At 58.8% G+C, this 18,120-nt stretch carries 20 protein-coding genes; 11 read left to right on the top strand and 9 right to left on the bottom strand.

Going from position 1 to position 18,120, the window contains the following annotated elements; translation table 11 throughout:
• Positions 1-9: 9 nt before the first annotated feature.
• Genes LGM20_RS25115 through LGM20_RS25090 form a run of 6 tightly spaced genes read left to right on the top strand, consistent with a single transcriptional unit; the run spans position 10 to position 3,879 of the window.
• Positions 10-324: a PTS sugar transporter subunit IIB gene (locus LGM20_RS25115; protein ID WP_004203640.1), complete on the top strand. Its 315-nt coding sequence runs from the start codon at positions 10-12 to the stop codon at positions 322-324.
• Positions 317-1,684 (top strand): PTS sugar transporter subunit IIC, encoded by a 1,368-nt coding sequence (locus LGM20_RS25110; RefSeq protein WP_044520889.1) that lies wholly within the window; start codon positions 317-319, stop codon positions 1,682-1,684. Before LGM20_RS25115 ends, LGM20_RS25110 begins: the two co-directional genes overlap by 8 nt.
• On the top strand, positions 1,671-2,513 hold the full coding sequence (locus LGM20_RS25105; protein WP_032429032.1) for a class II fructose-bisphosphate aldolase: 843 nt from the start codon (positions 1,671-1,673) through the stop codon (positions 2,511-2,513). The genes LGM20_RS25110 and LGM20_RS25105 overlap by 14 nt, the downstream gene beginning before the upstream one ends.
• Before the next feature lie 59 nt (positions 2,514-2,572).
• Complete coding sequence (locus LGM20_RS25100; RefSeq protein ID WP_017899833.1) at positions 2,573-2,842, top strand: hypothetical protein; 270 nt, start codon at positions 2,573-2,575, stop codon at positions 2,840-2,842.
• A 9-nt stretch (positions 2,843-2,851) separates the two neighbouring features.
• Complete coding sequence (locus tag LGM20_RS25095; RefSeq protein WP_004203645.1) at positions 2,852-3,289, top strand: PTS sugar transporter subunit IIA; 438 nt, start codon at positions 2,852-2,854, stop codon at positions 3,287-3,289.
• Entirely contained in the window at positions 3,286-3,879 is a 594-nt protein-coding gene (locus LGM20_RS25090; RefSeq protein ID WP_044520894.1) for a P-loop nucleotide/nucleoside kinase family protein, read from the top strand. Before LGM20_RS25095 ends, LGM20_RS25090 begins: the two co-directional genes overlap by 4 nt.
• Here the strand turns inward: LGM20_RS25090 and LGM20_RS25085 are convergent.
• Both LGM20_RS25085 and LGM20_RS25080 read right to left on the bottom strand, forming a co-directional pair.
• Complete coding sequence (locus LGM20_RS25085) at positions 3,876-4,199, bottom strand: AzlD domain-containing protein (protein WP_008807893.1); 324 nt, start codon at positions 4,197-4,199, stop codon at positions 3,876-3,878. The two genes, LGM20_RS25090 and LGM20_RS25085, sit on opposite strands and share 4 nt — an antisense overlap.
• Positions 4,199-4,858, bottom strand: coding sequence for an AzlC family ABC transporter permease (locus LGM20_RS25080; RefSeq protein WP_044520898.1), 660 nt, complete (start codon positions 4,856-4,858; stop codon positions 4,199-4,201). Before LGM20_RS25080 ends, LGM20_RS25085 begins: the two co-directional genes overlap by 1 nt.
• A gap of 100 nt (positions 4,859-4,958) precedes the next feature.
• Between LGM20_RS25080 and LGM20_RS25075 the strand changes: the two genes are divergently transcribed.
• From LGM20_RS25075 to LGM20_RS25055, 5 genes are all read left to right on the top strand, one after another.
• Positions 4,959-5,507 carry a helix-turn-helix domain-containing protein gene (locus LGM20_RS25075; protein ID WP_002882865.1) on the top strand — a complete coding sequence of 183 codons (549 nt, stop codon included), beginning with the start codon at positions 4,959-4,961 and terminating at the stop codon, positions 5,505-5,507.
• A gap of 90 nt (positions 5,508-5,597) precedes the next feature.
• Positions 5,598-6,593, top strand: a complete 996-nt coding sequence (locus LGM20_RS25070) for a substrate-binding domain-containing protein (protein ID WP_032454463.1) — start codon at positions 5,598-5,600, stop codon at positions 6,591-6,593.
• Between the two features lie 114 nt (positions 6,594-6,707).
• Positions 6,708-8,831, top strand: a complete 2,124-nt coding sequence (locus LGM20_RS25065; RefSeq protein ID WP_044520900.1) for an alpha-galactosidase — start codon at positions 6,708-6,710, stop codon at positions 8,829-8,831.
• Between the two features lie 41 nt (positions 8,832-8,872).
• Positions 8,873-10,138, top strand: coding sequence for an MFS transporter (locus LGM20_RS25060; protein ID WP_044520949.1), 1,266 nt, complete (start codon positions 8,873-8,875; stop codon positions 10,136-10,138).
• A 51-nt stretch (positions 10,139-10,189) separates the two neighbouring features.
• On the top strand, positions 10,190-10,783 hold the full coding sequence (locus LGM20_RS25055) for a maltose acetyltransferase domain-containing protein (protein WP_072414121.1): 594 nt from the start codon (positions 10,190-10,192) through the stop codon (positions 10,781-10,783).
• A gap of 121 nt (positions 10,784-10,904) precedes the next feature.
• Here LGM20_RS25055 and rhaM read toward each other — a convergent pair whose 3' ends face one another.
• The 7 genes from rhaM to rhaD form a co-directional block, all read right to left on the bottom strand.
• A complete protein-coding gene (gene rhaM / locus LGM20_RS25050) occupies positions 10,905-11,219 on the bottom strand; it encodes an L-rhamnose mutarotase (protein ID WP_025710935.1) in 315 nt (104 codons plus the stop codon).
• Complete coding sequence (gene fucO / locus LGM20_RS25045) at positions 11,216-12,364, bottom strand: lactaldehyde reductase (protein WP_044520905.1); 1,149 nt, start codon at positions 12,362-12,364, stop codon at positions 11,216-11,218. Before fucO ends, rhaM begins: the two co-directional genes overlap by 4 nt.
• A 161-nt stretch (positions 12,365-12,525) precedes the next feature.
• Positions 12,526-13,530 (bottom strand): ABC transporter permease, encoded by a 1,005-nt coding sequence (locus tag LGM20_RS25040; RefSeq protein ID WP_032454468.1) that lies wholly within the window; start codon positions 13,528-13,530, stop codon positions 12,526-12,528.
• Positions 13,527-14,534: an ABC transporter permease gene (locus LGM20_RS25035; protein ID WP_162823537.1), complete on the bottom strand. Its 1,008-nt coding sequence runs from the start codon at positions 14,532-14,534 to the stop codon at positions 13,527-13,529. Before LGM20_RS25035 ends, LGM20_RS25040 begins: the two co-directional genes overlap by 4 nt.
• Positions 14,531-16,042, bottom strand: coding sequence for a sugar ABC transporter ATP-binding protein (locus LGM20_RS25030; protein WP_044520907.1), 1,512 nt, complete (start codon positions 16,040-16,042; stop codon positions 14,531-14,533). Before LGM20_RS25030 ends, LGM20_RS25035 begins: the two co-directional genes overlap by 4 nt.
• A 113-nt stretch (positions 16,043-16,155) precedes the next feature.
• Positions 16,156-17,142: a rhamnose ABC transporter substrate-binding protein gene (rhaS, locus tag LGM20_RS25025; protein ID WP_023291520.1), complete on the bottom strand. Its 987-nt coding sequence runs from the start codon at positions 17,140-17,142 to the stop codon at positions 16,156-16,158.
• Positions 17,143-17,223: 81 nt separating this feature from the next.
• The gene (gene rhaD / locus LGM20_RS25020; protein ID WP_044520909.1) at positions 17,224-18,054 is read right to left on the bottom strand and encodes a rhamnulose-1-phosphate aldolase; all 831 of its coding nucleotides are present in this window, start codon (positions 18,052-18,054) and stop codon (positions 17,224-17,226) included.
• Positions 18,055-18,120: the final 66 nt, after the last annotated feature.

Raw genomic sequence — 18,120 nt, 5'->3', positions numbered from 1 at the left:
AGACCCTCCATGCTGAAAATTTTATGCGTATGTGGCTGCGGCCTCGGTTCAAGCTTTGCCATTGAAATGACGGCGAAGGCAGTTTTAAAAAAGCTGGAAATTCCCGCTCATATAGAACACACCACCGTATCCGAAGCCGGAGCCTTTAAATCGGATATGATTTTGACGCAAAAAACCTTTGCCGACATCTTAACCGCCGATGCCACTGAAGAGGAAATTAAACGCGTCGTGGTGCTCAATAAACTTACGGATAAAGAGGAAATTGAAACCAAAATCGTCGCATTCTTAAAAGAACGTCATCTGAAGGTGGCTGATTATGAATAGCTTCGTTACGTTTATCGTTAAGGATTTACTTGGTCAGGCATCTATTCTTATTGCTTTTATTGCCATGCTTGGCCTGATCCTGCAAAAGAAATCCCCGGGCAAAACCGCGGAAGGGACGTTTAAAACGCTGCTCGGCTTCTTAATTATGATGGCTGGGATCAACATCATTGTCGCCACGCTAACCTTCCTTAACGATATCTTCACCCACGGGTTTGGCATGAAGGGCTACATTACCGATGTGGCCGCCATCGCCGGGTTAGCGAATCGGGAATTAGGTTCGGAAGTGGCGCTGACGCTGCTGGTGATCTTTGCCGTCAATATTATTATCGCCCGTCTGACGCCGCTAAAATATATTTTCCTGACCGGTCAGGCGCTGCTGTGGATGGCGACGATCGGCGCCGTGATTGGCTATAAATCCGGGCTCACCGGCGTACCGCTGATTTTAACCGGGGGCATCTTCGGCGGCGTGATGGCGGTGTTAATGCCGGCCCTGGCGCAGCCGGTGGTCAGGCGCATAACCGGGTCTGACGACGTAGCCCTGGGGCACTTCTGTACCATCGGTTATCTGGTGCAGGCCGCCGTCGCGAAGGTCGTCGGCAAAGGTTCCCGCTCCACGGAAGATCTCGAGCTGCCTGATAACTTTAAGTTTCTGCAGGATACCTATCTGGCCATGGCGGTGGTGATGGTGCCGATGTATCTCATCCCGGCTATCGCGGCGGGCCCGCAGTACATCGCGCAGTTCTCCGGCGGGATTAACTACCTGATGTATGCCTTTATGCAGTCCATTCAGTTTGTCGCCGGGGTTTTTGTCCTCTATAGCGGTGTGCGTTTATTGCTCAATGAGCTGGTGCCGGCCTTTCGCGGTATCGCGATGCGGATTGTTCCGGATGCGAAGCCGGCTCTCGATTGCCCGGTACTGTTTCCTTATGCGCCGAATGCGGTGATTGTCGGATTTCTGGCGACGACCGTCGGCTCGATTATCGGCATGCTGGTCTTCCCAATGTTCGGTCTGGCGATGATCCTCCCCGGGCTGTTAACCAACTTTTTCGCCGGCGGCACGGCAGGGGTATTTGGCAACGCGCTGGGCGGACGCCGCGGGGCAATGATCGGCGGGGTTATTCACGGTCTGTTTATCACGTTTCTGCCGGCCATTCTGGTGCCCATGCTGGAGAGTTACGGCTTTACGGGCGTCACCTTCAGCGACTCTGACGTCATCAGCTCGGGTCTGGTATTAGGCCACGCCTTCCAGAATAACTGGCTCTTTGTCGCCTTATTTATTGTGTTTGTCGCCGCACTGGCATGGTTTGTCAACGGGAAATCCGCTAAGCCGAAAGGGGAAAATGTTCATGAGTCTGTATAATTTCAATGAGATTTTAAAAATCGCCCAAGAGAGAAATTTTAAAGCGATTGGCTCGTTTAACTTGCACTGTATTGAGATGCTACCGGCATTTTTCAAAGCCGCGCAAAACAGCCACAGCCCGTTAATGATCCAAATTTCAACCGGGACCGCGGAGTACCTCGGCTATCGTTTGCTGGTCGACGCCGTGCGTTCATTAGCGGACAGTGAAAATATTCCAACCTGTCTGCATCTTGACCACTGCTCAGATATTAAGGCCATCGAGACGGCAATGAACGCGGGCTTTTCGTCGGTGATGTACGATGGCTCACATTTAAGCCTTGAGGAAAATATCGGTAATACGCGAATAGTGGTGGAGATGGCCCGCCCGCGCAATATTACGGTAGAAGGCGAACTGGGGGCGATCGGTGGGTCAGAGGATGGAAAAGCGGTGGCGGCGGAAGATATCTGTTTTACCACCGTCGAAGACGCGAAACGCTTTGTGGAGGAGACCCAGGTCGATATGCTGGCCGTCTCGGTGGGCACTGTGCATGGCCTCTACACCGGTAAAGCGCAGATACAGCACCAGCGGCTGAAACAGATTAGCGCGGCGACCGGCGTGCCGCTGGTGCTGCATGGCGGTACCGGTGTCAGCGATGAGGATATGCGGCTGGCCGTCACCGAAGGGATTAATAAAGTGAACGTCGGGACGGAAATGAACGTGCAGTGGGTTGACCGCTGTAAAACGACGTTTGAGAAAGGGAAAGTGAATGACAGCGTACGGAAATTCTTAATTCCCGCCAACCAGGCTGTCACTGATGTCTTAATGGAAAAAATGGCGTTATTTAAATAACGTTTTCTCCGTCACTCTCTATTTCGTTGCCCTGTCTTCCGCCAGGGAGGGAACTTGCTATGTTTGAATCATTGAAAACGTTGTGGAAAAAAGAGCAAACCCCGCTGCAGGATTATGATCAACAGTCCCGTCAGTTGGCGGAGGAGATTGCCAGGCTGGAAGGCGAACTACAGCGCCAGCCTGGCAATAGCGAGGTGCAAAAAACATTGATGCTGACTTACAACCGGGCGCTATCCATATATGCCAAAAGCACCACCCACCGGCAGGATATTGATACGCTGTTTCTGCAGATTGATAATTTACGCAATATTATTCGCCGCAATATTTAGGAATACAGCATGACCATAAAAGAACTGCTTATTGAGGCCGATGCCATTCAGGTTGGCGTTGTGGAGTCCGACTGGCAGCGGGTAATAAAGCTGGCTGCCCGCCCGCTGGAGGCAAAAGGCTTTATTTCGACCGAATATAGCCAGGCGGTGATCGACAATACCCTGAACCATGGCGCCTATTACGTTTTCGATGAAGGTATTGCTATCCCCCATGCCCGACCCGAGTGCGGCGTCAGACGCAACTGCTTTAGCCTGGTGCTGTTGGAAAAGCCGATTCCCTTTGCAGACAGTGAAAAGGCCGACATCGTCATTATGTTTGGCGCCCGGGATAGCAATGCGCATATCGAGGAGGGGATCCGCTCCATCGTCGCGCTGCTGGATAACAATGACACGATGGCCAAACTGCGGATGGCCCGCAGCCGGGAGGAGGTTGTCGCATTACTATGAACAGACATCTGACCCCAGTCTGCAAAACGGCTATTTTAATCAACGGCATTCCGGCTTCGGGGAAGAGTACCATCACCCGTTTGCTGGCGGAGACCTTCAGCCTGCCGGTATTGACGATCGACGGCATCAAAGAGCCGTTTATGGCGCGTCTGGCCCCGGTCGACCGGCCAATGAATCGCCAACTGGGCTGTGCGGCGTATGAGGTGATCTGGTCGATTGTCGGCGCATCGCCTGCCAGCATGGTCTGGTTGATCGACGCCTGGTTCGGCTTCCAGCCCCGGGAGACCTTGCAAAAATTGCTGCAGCAGGCGGGCGTGGAGCAGGTGATTGAGATCTGGAACCATATCTCCCCCGAGCTGGCGGTCGCGCGCTATGCCTCGCGGCTGGCGACGCGGTCGCCGGGCCACCCCGGCGAAGAGTATCTGCCGGAGCTGGCCCAACTGGCCGGGCGTGCGCAGCCCATGTCTTTAGGGCCCCTTCTGACGATAGACCAGCGGCGCCCGCTGGAGATAACGCCGGTTATTCACTGGCTTGAAGGCACAATTAGCGGACAACGCACCGGCCTGGCGAATTTCGCATACCCGTCCTAGGGCATACCCGCCAGCCGCAGCAGCGCCGTCACCACCGCCGCGGCGATAATTACGCCGATCAGCGGCACCTTGCGCCAGGCGAGGAACACCGCGACGGCAACGCCCAGAACGCGCGCCATGCCGGCGAAATGCGCGCCTTCATAAAAAGTGGTGGCCAGGGCGACGGAAAAAAGCAGCACCGTCGCCGCATCGGAAAGCAGCGCCTGCGAGCGCTCGGAAAAGGCCAGCCGATTACCAAGCTTCGCGCCGCCAAGACGCATCAGATAGGTTCCCAGCGACAGGATGGCGATACCGGCGATAAACAGCGTCATATTGCCCATTATTTTTTCCTCGACAGTAAACCAAACAGCGAGAGCAGCACCGGCAGCCCGGTAGGCGCAAACGGCACGGCGGCAAGCGCCAGCGCGGCGCCGCTGGCGGCGCGGATCAGCGTGGTACGGTTTTTAAAGGCCGGGATCACCAGCGCCAGCAGGATTGCCGGGAAGACCGCATCGAGCCCGATGGTCTCCGGCGCCGGCAGCAGTTTGCCGACGGCCGCGCCGGTGAGCGTACCTAAAGGCCAGATCAGCGCCACGCCGGCGCCGCACAGCCAGTAGGCCGCTTTGCGCTGCGCGGGGGTGGGCTGCGACAAGCCAAAGACCACGCTCTCGTCGTTCATAATGTGGCACCCGATAAAGCTTAAGGCGCGCTGACCCACCAGTTCACGCACGGTCACCCCGAAAGGGATATGACGCGCGTTGACTAACAGGCCAGCGGCGGCGGCGGCCAGTGGGCTACCGCCGCTGGCGACAATGCCGATAAACATAAATTCAGAGGCGCCCGCCAGCACGGACACCGAAAGCACGAGCGGCACCCATAGGGGGAAGCCGTAAGCCACCGCCAGCGACCCATAGGACATGCCCACCACCCCGACGGCGAGGCAAACTAAAGCAATCGCTTTTATCGTGTCTCCGCTGAGACTGGAGAGAGTTTGTTTCATATCACTTAGCCATATCGAACGAATTTCCATTATAATGAACACATAATGATCGTTTTTCAAGGCGAACGAATCGTTCGATATAAAAAACAAAGGGGCGGGTATGACACAGCCAATCAGCGTTATCGCCAAAAGTCTGGTGCGGGAGCGGGCGCGGACCGGGCTTTCGCTGGCGGAAGTCGCGCGTCGGGCGGGTATCGCCAAATCCACGCTATCGCAACTGGAGTCCGGCAACGGTAATCCTAGTCTGGAAACGCTGTGGTCGCTCTGCGTGGCGCTGGATATTCCATTTGCCCGGCTGCTTGAGCCGCAGGTGAACAAAACGCAGGTGATCCGCCGCGGCGAGGGGACAAAAGTGGTGGCGGAGCAGGCGAACTATCAGGCTATTTTGCTGGCCGCCTGCCCGCCCGGCGCGCGTAGGGACATCTATTTGCTGCTCACCCAGCCCGGCGCCGACCGCATTTCGCATCCGCATCCGCCAGGGTCAGTGGAACATATTATCGTCACTCAGGGGCGCGCGCGGGTAGGATTGACGTCGGCGCCGGAAGAGCTCGGCGAGGGCGACTATATCTGCTACCCGGCGGATCAGGAGCATGTGTTTCAGGCCCTGGAGCCGGATACGCAGGCGCTGCTGATCGCTGAGCAAAACTGACATCGCACCGGCGGGCGTCGCGCTCTCGCTGGACGCCATAGCCGTATTGCGGGACACTAGCCGCATTCTTCCGCGAAGACAGGCATACCTATGTCGCTGAAAGCCATTGCTAAAGAACTTGGGATCTCGGTTACGACCGTCAGCCGCGCGTTAAACGGCTATGATGATGTGTCGCAGGAGACCCGTGCTCGCGTCGAGGCTGAAGCGCAGCGTCGCGGATATCGGCCAAACACGTTCGCGCGTCGCCTGAAAATGGGCAAAATCGACGCCGTTGGCCTCGTGTTCCCCGTGCGCCCCGCGCCGCTGAATAACAACGTCTTTCTCGAAATGGTGGGAGAAATCAGCCACGAACTGGCGCGCTATGAGATTGATTTACTGCTGATCGCCGATGATGAACAGGCCGATAAGCACGGGTATATGCGCATGGTGCAGAGCCGTCGCGTCGATGCGCTGATCGTCGCGCATACCCTGGACGACGACCCGCGCCTGATTCAGCTGCTCTCTTCCGGCTTTCCTTTCCTCGCGCTGGGCCGTAGCCGCCTGCCGCAGCCCTACGCCTGGTTTGATTTCGATAACCAGGCGGGCACCTACCGCGCCACCCGCCATCTGATTAGCCAGGGGCATCGGCGCATCGCGCTGCTGAGTGAAAATAATAATCAGGCGTTTATTACCCAACGGCGCAACGGTTACCTGGAAGCGCTGCGCGAAGCGGGCCTGGCGGAAACCTGGCTGCGCAGCGTGCCGCCCACCCGCCGCGGCGGGTTTCAGGCAACGATGGAGCTGCTGCGCTTGCCTGAACCGCCAACGGCGATTGTCACCGACTGCAACACCCATGGCGACGGCGCGGCGATGGCCCTGGCTCAGCTCGGGCGTCTTACCGGCGCCGATCGCGTCTCACTGGTGGTCTACGACGGTTTGCCGCAGGACAGCATCATCGACACCCCGGTAGGCGCAGTGGTTCAGTCCACCCGACAGGGGGTGGGACGCCAGATAGCCACGATGGTCCGCCGCTTAATCGCCGGCGAGGATCTGGCCTCGCTCCAGGTGCTCTGGCAGCCCGAATTCATCCCCGGCGAAACCGCCTGATACCGCTCTCCACAGATTAATTTCCTGAACTCGATCACGGATCCGAAACGTTTTGGTTGGCGTCCGAAACGTTTCGGATCAACAGTAAGGCATTCCTTGAAGTGGAGATGTCTAATGTCTGATTCGATTATACGCCTGCAAAGCGCAGCGGCTGACGTGGTGATCAAAACCCACCCTTTCGCCGAAATTATCTACTGGGGGCCGCATTTAAGCCACTTTTCGCCGCAGGATGCCGACAGCGTGACGCGGCCGGTCGCCAATGGCCGCCTCGACGTCGATTCCCCGGTCACCTTAATGGCGGAGCTGGGCCATGGTCTGTTTGGCGCTCCGGGCATTGAAGGCCATCGCCAGGGGCTGGATGCCTCGCCGATTTTTGCTACCAGAGAAGTGCGGCACGAGGGCCAGACGCTGACCCTGGTCAGCGAAGACCCGCAGGCCGGTCTGCGGTTGTGCAGTGAAATCCAGCTTGATAACAGCGGCGTGCTGAGCGTGCGCCATGGCGTGACCAATCTGCGCGCCAGCCCATGGCAGGTGGAGCGCCTGGCGGTCACGCTGCCGGTCGCCGAACGCGCTCGCGAGGTAATGGCTTTTCACGGCCGCTGGATCCGCGAATTCCAGCCCCATCGTCTGCTCCTTGAACACGACAGCTTTGTGCTGGAGAACCGCCGCGGGCGTACCTCTCACGAACATTTCCCGGCCTTGATCACCGGCAGCAACGCCTTTAGCGAGATGCAGGGTGAAGTCTGGGGTGTGCATCTGGGCTGGAGCGGCAACCATCGCCTGCGGGCGGAGGTGAAAACCGATGGCCGCCGCTATCTGCAGGCCGAGGCGCTCTATCTGCCTGGCGAAATGGCGCTGGCGGAAGGGGAAACCTTATGGACGCCGTACCTGTATGCCAGCTATTCGGCGAACGGGCTGAACGGTATGAGCCAGCAGTTCCATCGTTATCTGCGCGAACGGATTATTCGCTTCCCGGGCAACAAGCCGCGCCCGGTGCATCTCAACACCTGGGAGGGGATCTATTTCGACCACGATCCGGACTACATCATGCGCATGGCGGATGAAGCAGCGGCGCTGGGCGTGGAGCGTTTTATCATTGACGACGGCTGGTTTAAAGGTCGCAACGACGACTGGGCGGCGCTCGGCGACTGGTATCTCGATGAGGACAAATATCCCCACGGCCTGACGCCGGTTATCGACCACGTGAAGTCGCTGGGGATGGAGTTCGGCATCTGGGTGGAGCCTGAGATGATTAACCCGAACTCCGATCTCTACCGCGCCCATCCCGACTGGCTGCTGGCGCTGCCGGGCTATACGCCGCTTCCCGGGCGTCATCAGTTTGTTCTGAACCTGAATATTCCGGAAGCTTTTGATTATCTGCTGGAGCGGATGAGCTGGCTGCTGGGCGAGCACGCGGTGGACTACGTGAAGTGGGATATGAACCGCGAGCTGGTGCAGCCGGGGCATAACGGTAAAGCTGCCGCCGATGCGCAAACCCGCCAGTTCTATCGCCTGCTGGATACGCTGGTGGCCCGCTTCCCGCATATTGAATTTGAATCCTGCTCCTCCGGCGGCGGTCGTATCGATTATGAAGTCCTCAAGCGCAGCCATCGCTTCTGGGCTTCTGACAACAATGACGCCCTTGAACGCAATACCATCCAGCGCGGCATGAGCTACTTCTTCCCGCCGGAGGTGATGGGCGCGCACATCGGTAATCGCCACTGTCATGCCACCTTCCGCCAGCACAGTATCGCCTTCCGCGGCCTGACGGCGCTGTTCGGTCATATGGGGCTTGAGCTGGATCCGGTGAGCGCCGATGAAGAAGAACGCGCCGGGTACCGGAAATACGCGGCCCTGCATAAGCAGTGGCGCGACGTGATCCATCACGGCGTGCAGTGGCGGATGGATATGCCGGACGCCACCACCCTTGCCCATGGCGTCGTCAGCCCGGATAAAGCGCAGGCGATTTTCCTCGTCAGCCAGCTGGCGATGCCGGACTACACCCTGATGGCGCCGCTGCGCCTGGCGGGGCTGGAGGCGAGCGCCCGCTATCAGGTGACGCTCCTCGATCATCCGAACATACAGATCACCGGCGAGGGCGGCCACACCATGCGGAAGCTGCCGGCATGGATGACGACGCCGCAGACCGTAAGCGGTGAGTGGCTACAGCAGGCGGGGCTGGCGCTGCCCATCCTCGACCCGGAAAGCGCCATTCTGATTGGCCTGCAACGCGTGTGATGGTACCGGGCCGCGCCGCGGCCCTTCTTGAGGAAAATATAATGAACCCGACCGTCTGTACCCACAAAAACAACCCCAACTTCTGGATTTTCGGGCTGTTCTTCTTTCTCTACTTCTTCATCATGGCCACCTGCTTTCCGTTTCTGCCGATCTGGCTGTCGGACGTCATCGGCCTGAATAAAACCGAAACCGGCCTCGTTTTCTCCAGCCTGTCGCTGTTCGCCATCTGTTTCCAGCCGATCCTCGGGGTGATCTCTGACAAGCTGGGGCTGAAAAAACACCTGATGTGGATCGTGACCGTTTTGCTGGTGCTGATTGCTCCCTTCTTCCTTTATGTTTTCGCTCCGCTGCTGAAAACCAATATCTGGCTCGGGGCGTTGAGCGGCGGCGCTTACATTGGCTTTGTGTTCTCCGCCGGCGCCGGCGCGATGGAGGCCTATATCGAACGGGTAAGCCGCAACAGCGGGTTTGAATACGGCAAGGCGCGCACCTTTGGTTGCCTGGGCTGGGCGCTGTGCGCCACCACGGCGGGGATGCTGTTCAGCGTTAACCCGGAGTGGGTGTTCTGGATGGGCTCGGCCGCCGCGCTGCTGCTGGTGGTGCTGGTGGCTATCGCCAAACCGCAGGCCAGTCAGTCCGCGCAGGTAATGGACTCGCTCGGCGCCAATCGCCCGGCGATCGATTTAAAAACGGCGGTGCGCATGTTCCGCCAGCGGAAGATGTGGATGTTTATTCTGTACGTCATCGGCGTGGCCTGCGTGTATGACGTTTTCGATCAGCAGTTCGCCACTTTCTTCAAATCGTTCTTCGCGACCCCGGAAGCAGGCACCCGTGCCTTTGGTTTCGCCACCACCGCGGGAGAAATTTGTAACGCCATCATTATGTTCAGCTCGCCGTGGATTATTAACCGCATCGGGGCGAAGAATACCTTGCTGATTGCCGGGATGGTGATGGCGGCAAGAATGATTGGCTCTTCCTTCGCCACCACCGCCGCGGAAGTGGTGGCGCTGAAAATGCTCCATGCGCTGGAGGTGCCGTTCCTGCTGGTGGGCGCCTTTAAATATATTACCGGCGTGTTTGACGTCCGGCTGTCGGCGACCATTTACCTGGTGGGCTTCCAGTTCGCCAAGCAGGTGGCGGCGATCTTCCTCTCCGCCTTCGCCGGGAATATGTATGATCGGATCGGTTTCCAGGAGACCTATATGATCCTCGGCGGTATTGCCCTCACCGTCACTTTACTATCGGCGTTTACGTTAGCGGGTAAGACGAAAACTGAGCCGCTGCGCGATAATGCGATGACGATTTAATTATCAACATTCCGTGGCACAGGGTGGTGCCTGACAGAGAAGGAAGAGGTCATGATGGATATGAAAAAACGTATGAACAGCGGTGAGCTTTACCTGGATGCAGGATATGGCTTGCCGGAGCAGCGGCTGATGGGTAAAGCTCGGGCCTATGAATATAATCATTCGCATCCGTTTAATCAGGAATTGCGCAACGATATTATTCAGCGCATGTTCGCGAAAGTCGGCGAACAATGCTGGATAGAGCCGCCGATCAATATTGCCTATGGGATCCATACGACGATTGGTGATAATTTTTATGCCAATTTTAACCTCACGCTGGTCGACGATGCGGACATTATCATCGGCAATAACGTCATGTTTGCGCCAAATGTCACTATCTCCACCGCCGGGCATCCCATCCACCCCGCGCTGCGCCATACGCATCAACAGTTTTCATTACCGGTGGTGATTGAAGATGGGGTCTGGTTAGGCACGGGGGTGATTATTAATCCCGGGGTAACGATTGGCCAGAATTCAGTCATAGGCGCGGGCAGTGTGGTCAATCGTTCCATACCGGCGAATGTGGTTGCCGCAGGCGTACCTTGCCGGGTATTAAGAGAAATTACCGATGCGGATAAAGACAAATACGTACTTTTTCCCGGATGATGGGCGAGAAAAACTGGGGGCGCAAAGGATCGTGTCCCCTGTTTTGCATTACCGCCGTTGAAACGGCCTCCAGCACGCATGGCGGGAGGCCGGGGAAGGTACTCTCCGGCGTCGTGGGGGTTCACGCCAGATAAAACACTTCTTTGAGCTCCGCGCTCAGCGGGCTGTTGTCCGGGTTGCTGGGCATCACCTCGCGCATGTATTTCCACCAGCGCTGGCACACTTCCGTGCTGGCGACCGCCTCCCAGCGGGCTTCCGACTCAATCTCCACCGTGGCGAACAGCAGGTGGCGTTCTTTATCGAGATAGATGGCGTAGTGGTGCGCGCCGTGGGCTTTCAGCGTAGCCTCCAGCTCCGGCCAGATGGGGTTATGACGGCGCTGGTACTCCTCGTGCGCGTCGGGGTTCACCTGCATGACAAAGGCTTTACGGATCATAATGCCTCCAGATAGAGCTCGCGGACCTCATCGCGGCTGGCGGGGCGCGGGTTACATGGCGCGCACGGGTCGGCCAGCGCTTTGTCCAGCCAGCCTTCGATATCGGCTTTGCTGACGCCAAGCTGGCTGAAGCCCTGGGGGATCCCCACGCGTTTGCTCAGCGCGCGAATGGCGTTAATGGCCTCCATGCTGGCGGCTTCATCGCTCATGCCGCGGGTATCGACACCCATCGCCTGCGCCACGCGGGCGAAGCGCGCCACGGCGTTCGGGCGGTTAAAGTTTTCGATGATCGGCAGCAGGATGGCGTTGCACACCCCGTGCGGCAGGTTGTGGGTGGCGCCAGGCTGATGGGCCAGGGCGTGTACCAGCCCGAGGCCGGCGCTGTTGAACGCCATGCCCGCCAGATACTGGCCAAACGCCATCTGCTCGCGGGCCTGCAGATCGTGTCCATTGTCTACCGCTTTCGGCAGCCACAGGTTGATCAGGCGGATGGCCTCGAGGGCGTTGGCGTCGGTCAGGGGATGGGCGCCAACGGAGACAAAGGCCTCAATGGCGTGGGTCAGGGCGTCCATGCCGGTGGCGGCGGTAACGGCTGGCGGGATGTCGAGCATCACGCTGGCGTCGTCGACGGCGATATCCGGGATCAGGTTCGGGTCGATAATCACCTCTTTTACCTGACGCTCGCTATCGATAATCACTGCGTTGCTGGTCATCTCCGCCGCCGTGCCGGCAGTGGTGTTGATGGCCACCAGCGGCACGCCAGCGTTTTTCACTTTGCCGACGCCGGAATAGGCTGTGGAGGGGCCAGGGTTGGCGGTGAGGATTTTTATCGCCTTGGCGGTATCAATCGGGCTGCCGCCGCCGAAGGCGATCAGGTAATCGCAGCGGGCCGCCTGGTACGCCGCATAGCCTTGCTGCACCAACGCTTCGGTAGGGTTGGGGAACACGTCGTCAAACAGCTGATATGCCATCTGCTGTTCATCCAGCGCGGAAAACAGACTGTCCAGCAGGCCCAGCTTCACCAGCTGCCCGTCGGTGACGATCAGCGCCTTGCCCCACTGTTTACCCGCTACCAGCTTGACCATATCGCCGATAGCGCCTGCGCCGTGGAGGCTGATTTTAGGTAGTGCCAACATAAAACTCATGATAATTCTCCTTAATGTTGATTTTGGGAAATCCGTTTCCCTTCACCCGCTCCCGGGTCGCGGCTGGCGCCTTACCCGGGCTACAGGTTCACTGGCGTCTGCAGGCCGGTAGCCAGGACAGGTGCGTAGCACCGCCTCCGGGATTTAGGGTGAAGGGGAAATTAACATCGTCTTCGCTGCAGCATCCGCCGGGTCATAATCGGCAGGGAGATAACCACGATCAGCATCGCGCCGATAATCACCGACATCACGATGCCGGGGACGTTGAGCAGGCTCAGGCCGAAGGTCACCAGCCCCATCAGAAAGGCGGCGATGATCACCCCGGGCATGCTGCCGGAGCCGCCGAGAATATTGACGCCGCCGAGCACCGCCATGGTGACAACCGCCAGCTCCCAGCCCATCGCCAGGGTAGGGCGGGTACTGCCGAGCCGTGAGGTCAGCAGGACCGCCGCCAGTCCGGCCATCAGCCCGACCAGCGCGAACAGCGCCAGGTTATGGCGCTTCACGTTGATCCCGGAGTACCAGGCGCCGGTCGGATTATTGCCGATGGCGTAGGTCCGGCGACCAAAGTTGGTTTTATGCAGCAGGAAGGTGAAGGCGGCCGCGAGGAGGATAAACAGCGCAAACTCAAAAGAGAGCGCGCCCCACACGTACCCCTGGCCGAACCAGGCAAAGCTCTCCGGGTAGTGGTTGAGCGCCTGATCGCCCAGCAGGATATAGGTGATGCCGCGATACAGGCTCATGGTGCCGATGGTGATCACGATCGACGACAGGTTAAAACGCGTCACCAGGATACCGTTGAACAGGCCGCACAGCAGACCCACGCCCAACCCGACCAATACCAGCAGCGGCGTATCCATCCCCGCCGCCGCGCAGAAGCCCATCACCGTTGAGCTGAGCGCCATCGTCGAGGCTACCGACAGATCGATTTCCCGGGCGATAATCAGCATCGCCATCGGCAGGACGACGATCGCTTTCTCGGTAAAGGTGAAGGTGGCGTCCGACAGGTTCCAGATATTAAGGAAATAAGGGGAAGCCAGGGCGTTGCCGATAAATACCGCCAGGGTGACCGCCAGTAAAAACCCTTCCCAGCACAGCAGGCGGCGCAGCGGCGACGGCGCGGCCGGGGCGTTTTTCATCTCTTCAGATACCATCATCTTGCTCATGATTTCACCCCCTGTATCTGCCGGGCTAGCGCCGCGTTACGCAGGATTAACCGCCCGTGACCGCGATTGCCGCGCTCGTTAAGCAGCACCGCCATGACGATCACCGCCCCGGAAATCGCCATTTGCCAGAACGGTGAGATGCCGATCACCGGCAGGGCATTATTGATGACGCCGAGGAACAGCGCGCCGCACAGGCAGCCCAGCACCCGTCCGCTTCCGCCCATGGTGCTGATACCGCCGATCACGCAGGCGGCGACCACCTGCAGCTCAAAGCCGTTCGCTACGTCGACATAGGCGACGGCGAAGCGCGAGATCCACAGATAGCCGCAGAAGCCGGCCAGCGCGCCGGAGAGACAGAAGCTGACGAACTGCATTTTCCCGGCGTTAATACCGGTGTAGTACGCCGCCGTCGCGTTGCCGCCTGCGGTGTATAAAGCCCGGCCGGTGCGGCTGTAGCGCAGGAAATAACCCACCAGCAGCAGCGCGGCGATGGCGCACCAGCTCAGCAGCGGCAATCCCAGGAGGGCGCTGCGCGGCAGACTGAGGAAATCAGCGCTCATCTGATGTGAGTTAACCCAGCCGCCGTCGGTCAGCAGAAAGATAATGCCGCGATAGATACTCATGGTGCCCAGGGTCACCACGATGGCGGGAATGCCGAGGCGCCAGACCAGCAGGCCGTTAATCACCCCCATCAGCAGGCCCAGCAGGGTTGCCAGCGCAAGCAGCGCCACCACCGGAATACCCGGATAGTGGGCGTTAAGCAGGGCGACGATCATCCCGGTCAGCGCCAGGTTGGCGGCCATCGACAGATCGATGCCTTTGGTGAGCAGCACCATCATCTGTCCGAGGGCGAGAATGATAAGGATGGCGGTATCGTTAAACATCTCCACCAGATTACCCGGTGAAACGAACGACTGCGCCCGGCTGCCAATGGCGCCGATCATCAAAATGATGACCAGCGCCAGCAGCGCTTCGCGATGCTTCAGCCATGCGTGTCCCATCATGCTGCCTCCTGGCCGATGCCGCTGGCGGCGCTAACGATGGTTTCCGCCGTCGCTTCCCCGGCCCGGTACTCGGCGACCATCAGCCCTTCATGCATCACGATAATCCGGTCGGCCATGCCCATCACTTCCGGCAGCTCTGACGAGACCATCATCACCGCCAGCCCTTGGCTGACCAGCTCGGACATAAACTGATGCACAGCGGCTTTTGAGCCGATATCGATGCCTTTGGTCGGCTCATCGAGGATGATCACCTCGGGCTGGGTCGCCAGCCATTTGCCGATCACCACTTTCTGCTGGTTGCCGCCAGAGAGGGTCTCCACCGGCTGCCGCCAACTGAAGGCTTTAACCTGCAGGCGCGAGGCGTACTCGTCCGCCAGCCGCCATTCCCGGGCGTCGTTCAGGACGCCGTTAGGGTTGAGCTTACTGAGCTGCGGCAGACTGATGTTTTGGGCGATGGGCAGGGCGATGATCGCCCCCTGTTTCTGCCGCTCTTCCGGTACGCAGACGATGCCCGCGCGGATGGCGTCGGCGGGCTGGCGAAAGCGCATGGGGCTGCCGTTCAGCCGGATCTCGCCGGAGGAGGGATGCGTTACGCCGGAGAGCGCCTGCATCAGCTCAGTGCGTCCGGCGCCCACCAGGCCGTAAAAGCCGAGAATTTCTCCCTTGCGCAGGCTGAAGCTGATATGGGCAAACTCGGTGGGGTGACAGAGGTCTTGCACCTCCAGCACCGTTTCCCCTGGGGTACAGTCAACTTTCGGGTAGGTTTGGGTAATCGCGCGGCCCACCATCATCGCCACCATCCGCTCTTCGGTGATGTCGTTTATCGCTCCGGAGCTGACGTAAACGCCGTCGCGCAGAATGGTGTAGTAGTCCGCCAGCTCGAAAATCTCATCAAACTTATGCGAGATAAACAGGATCGCTTTGCCATCCTGCTTCAGACGCTCAACGATCTGATAAAACTCCAGAATTTCATGTTGCGAGAGCGCGGCGGTCGGCTCATCCAGGATCACCACCTGGGCGTCGAAAGCCAGCGCCCGGGCAATCGCCACCATGTGCCGTTGGGCGATGCTGAGCGTTTTCAGCGTGGCGCGCGGGTCGATCAGAACTTCAAGCCGGGCGAGGATCTCGCCAGCCCGGCGATGCATCGCAGGCCAGTCGAGCGTTTTGAGCAGCCCCTTATACAGATACTGGCCGACGAAAATGTTTTCGCTGACCGAGAGTTCGTCAAACAGCACGGTTTCCTGGTGAATGGCGGTGATCCCCACCTTGTGCGCCGATTCCGGCGTCGGCAGATGAATGGGGATCGCTTTATAGAGGATCTCCCCCTCTTCGGGCTGATAAATACCGGTCATGACTTTGACCAGCGTGGATTTCCCCGCGCCGTTTTCGCCGATGAGGGCGGTCACTTTGCCGGGCCAGAGATCAAGCTGTACGTTCTCAAGGGCACGCACACCGGGAAAAATCTTGGTGATGCCCTTCAGCGACAGCAGTGGCGTTGATGCTGACATGATAGTTCTCCGTAAAATCGCCCCTCACCCTAACTCTCTCCCCAAAGGGGAGAGGGAACGGTCCGGCGCCCGCTGGCCGCATCGCGCAGAGGGCCGGGGTGAGGGAACAAGGGTTAGAAAATCTTCGAGAACTTATCGATGTTGCTCGCATCGTAGACAAACGGCTCGGCCATCGCGCCGTTCCCCTCGGCATCCAGCTTCACTTTGCCCAGCTTGCCCATACTGGCTTCGGTTTTGGTCGCGGTGCCTTTGACTAAATCGTCGGCCAGATAGGTGGCGGCGTAGCCCAGGTCAATCGGGTTCCAGATGGCGAAACTTTTGCTGGCGCCAGACTTGATCGCGCCGGCCATTTCCGACGGCAGCCCCAGCCCGGTGACATACACTTTGCCGATTTTGCCCTGGTCCTTCACCGCCTGCGCGGCGGCAACGATCCCCACCGACGAAGGCGAAACAATGACTTTCAGGTCCGGATATGATTTCAGCAGGCCCACCGCTTCGCGGTAGCTTTTATCCGACAGATCGTCACCGTAGGCGACCGTGACAAGGTGTACAGACGGATACTGCGGCAGCACCTTTTTCATCTCCTCAATCCAGATATTCTGGTTAGTGGAGGTCGGAGTGGCGCTTAACACTGCCACATCCCCCTTCTCCACGTTCAGCGCCTTCAGCGCATCGGCGGCGAGCTTGACGTTGGTCTCGCCAATTAAGGCGTTATTGGAGGGATTAAGATGGATTTGGCGGCCTGCCGGCGCCACGCCGGAGTCCCACGAGACCACCTTGATGCCGCGCTGCATCGCTTTTTTCAGCACCGGCACCACCGCGTCCGGATCGTTAGCGGAAATGGCGATCGCATCCACCCCCTGGGCGATCAACCCGTTCAGCACGTCGATCTGCGCTTCGGCGGTAGTGGTGGTCGGGCCGGTGTAGATCACTTTGACATCACCTAACTCTTTGGCTGCCTGTTGGGCGCCAACGTTGGCGGCTTCGAAGAAGCCATTTCCCAGCGATTTCGCCACGAGGGCGATTTTGACTTCTGCTAAGGCGGAACCGGACAACGCCAGGGCGGCAACGGTGAGGATCAAGCTTGTCTTTGTTTTCATTGCTTTTACTCCACATGAGTCAGTTTTGTAGGGTTTGCAGGTGAGGCTTCGCCCCGTCTCGGTGAGCGGGGCGCGATGTTGTTATGGATAAAGATCTAACGCGGACTGCAGCGGCTGCACGTTGAAGCGTTTGCCAAGGGCGATAAGCTCTTCGCGAGTGATGGTCTGCTTCATACCGCCCATGGACAAGACTTTCACCAGCACTTCGGCGGACTTCTCGGCGGTGTCGATCAGGCCGAAGGTCTCATCCAGGGTTGGGCCGCTGCCGAAGACGCCGTGGAACGGCCACAGCACCAGCGAGTGTTTTTGCATGGTTTCCGCAGTCGCCTGGCCGATTTCATCGGTGCCTGGCACCATCCACGGCAGAATGCCGACGCCGTCCGGGAAGACCACCAGACATTCGGTGCTGCCTTCCCACAGCTTGCGAGTGAACAGATCGCTGTGGTTCTCCAGGACGTAGGTCAGGGCGATCAGGTTGGTGGCATGACAGTGCATGATCACCCGGTCCTTGCCGTCGGTCAGTTTGATGCGCTCGCTGTGCGACAGGAAGTGTGCCGGCAGCTCGGAGGTCGGCACTGCATCCTCCGTCAGACCCCACAGGATATGGTATCCCGCGCCGTCGCTGTCGACTTTCACCACGCCAAGGTTAGCGGCCGGGTCGAGCTGGACATTACGGAAGAATTTGCCGGAGCCGGTGACGATAAACGGCTGGTTAGCCAGGGTTGGCATCGGCTGGCTGAGGGCGATATAGCGCGGTTTAGCGTGGAAATCCGCCACGTAAGATTCGATATCCGCCTCATCCAGACGCAGCGTCAGGTTGCCGCCGTTGCGCTCGTCCCAGCCTTTCAGCCAGGCGTCGGAGGTGGCTTTGATCATGCCCTGGACGAACCAGGCGTCGATAATGTTCTGCATAGTCTTGTCTTTCCTGTTGATTCGGTGAGGGGTTGACCCCCTCACCCTAAATATGTGCGTGCCCCC

The organism is Klebsiella quasipneumoniae subsp. quasipneumoniae (genome assembly GCF_020525925.1).
GTDB lineage: Bacteria > Pseudomonadota > Gammaproteobacteria > Enterobacterales > Enterobacteriaceae > Klebsiella > Klebsiella quasipneumoniae.
This window is presented reverse-complemented; position numbering and strand designations above follow the sequence as displayed.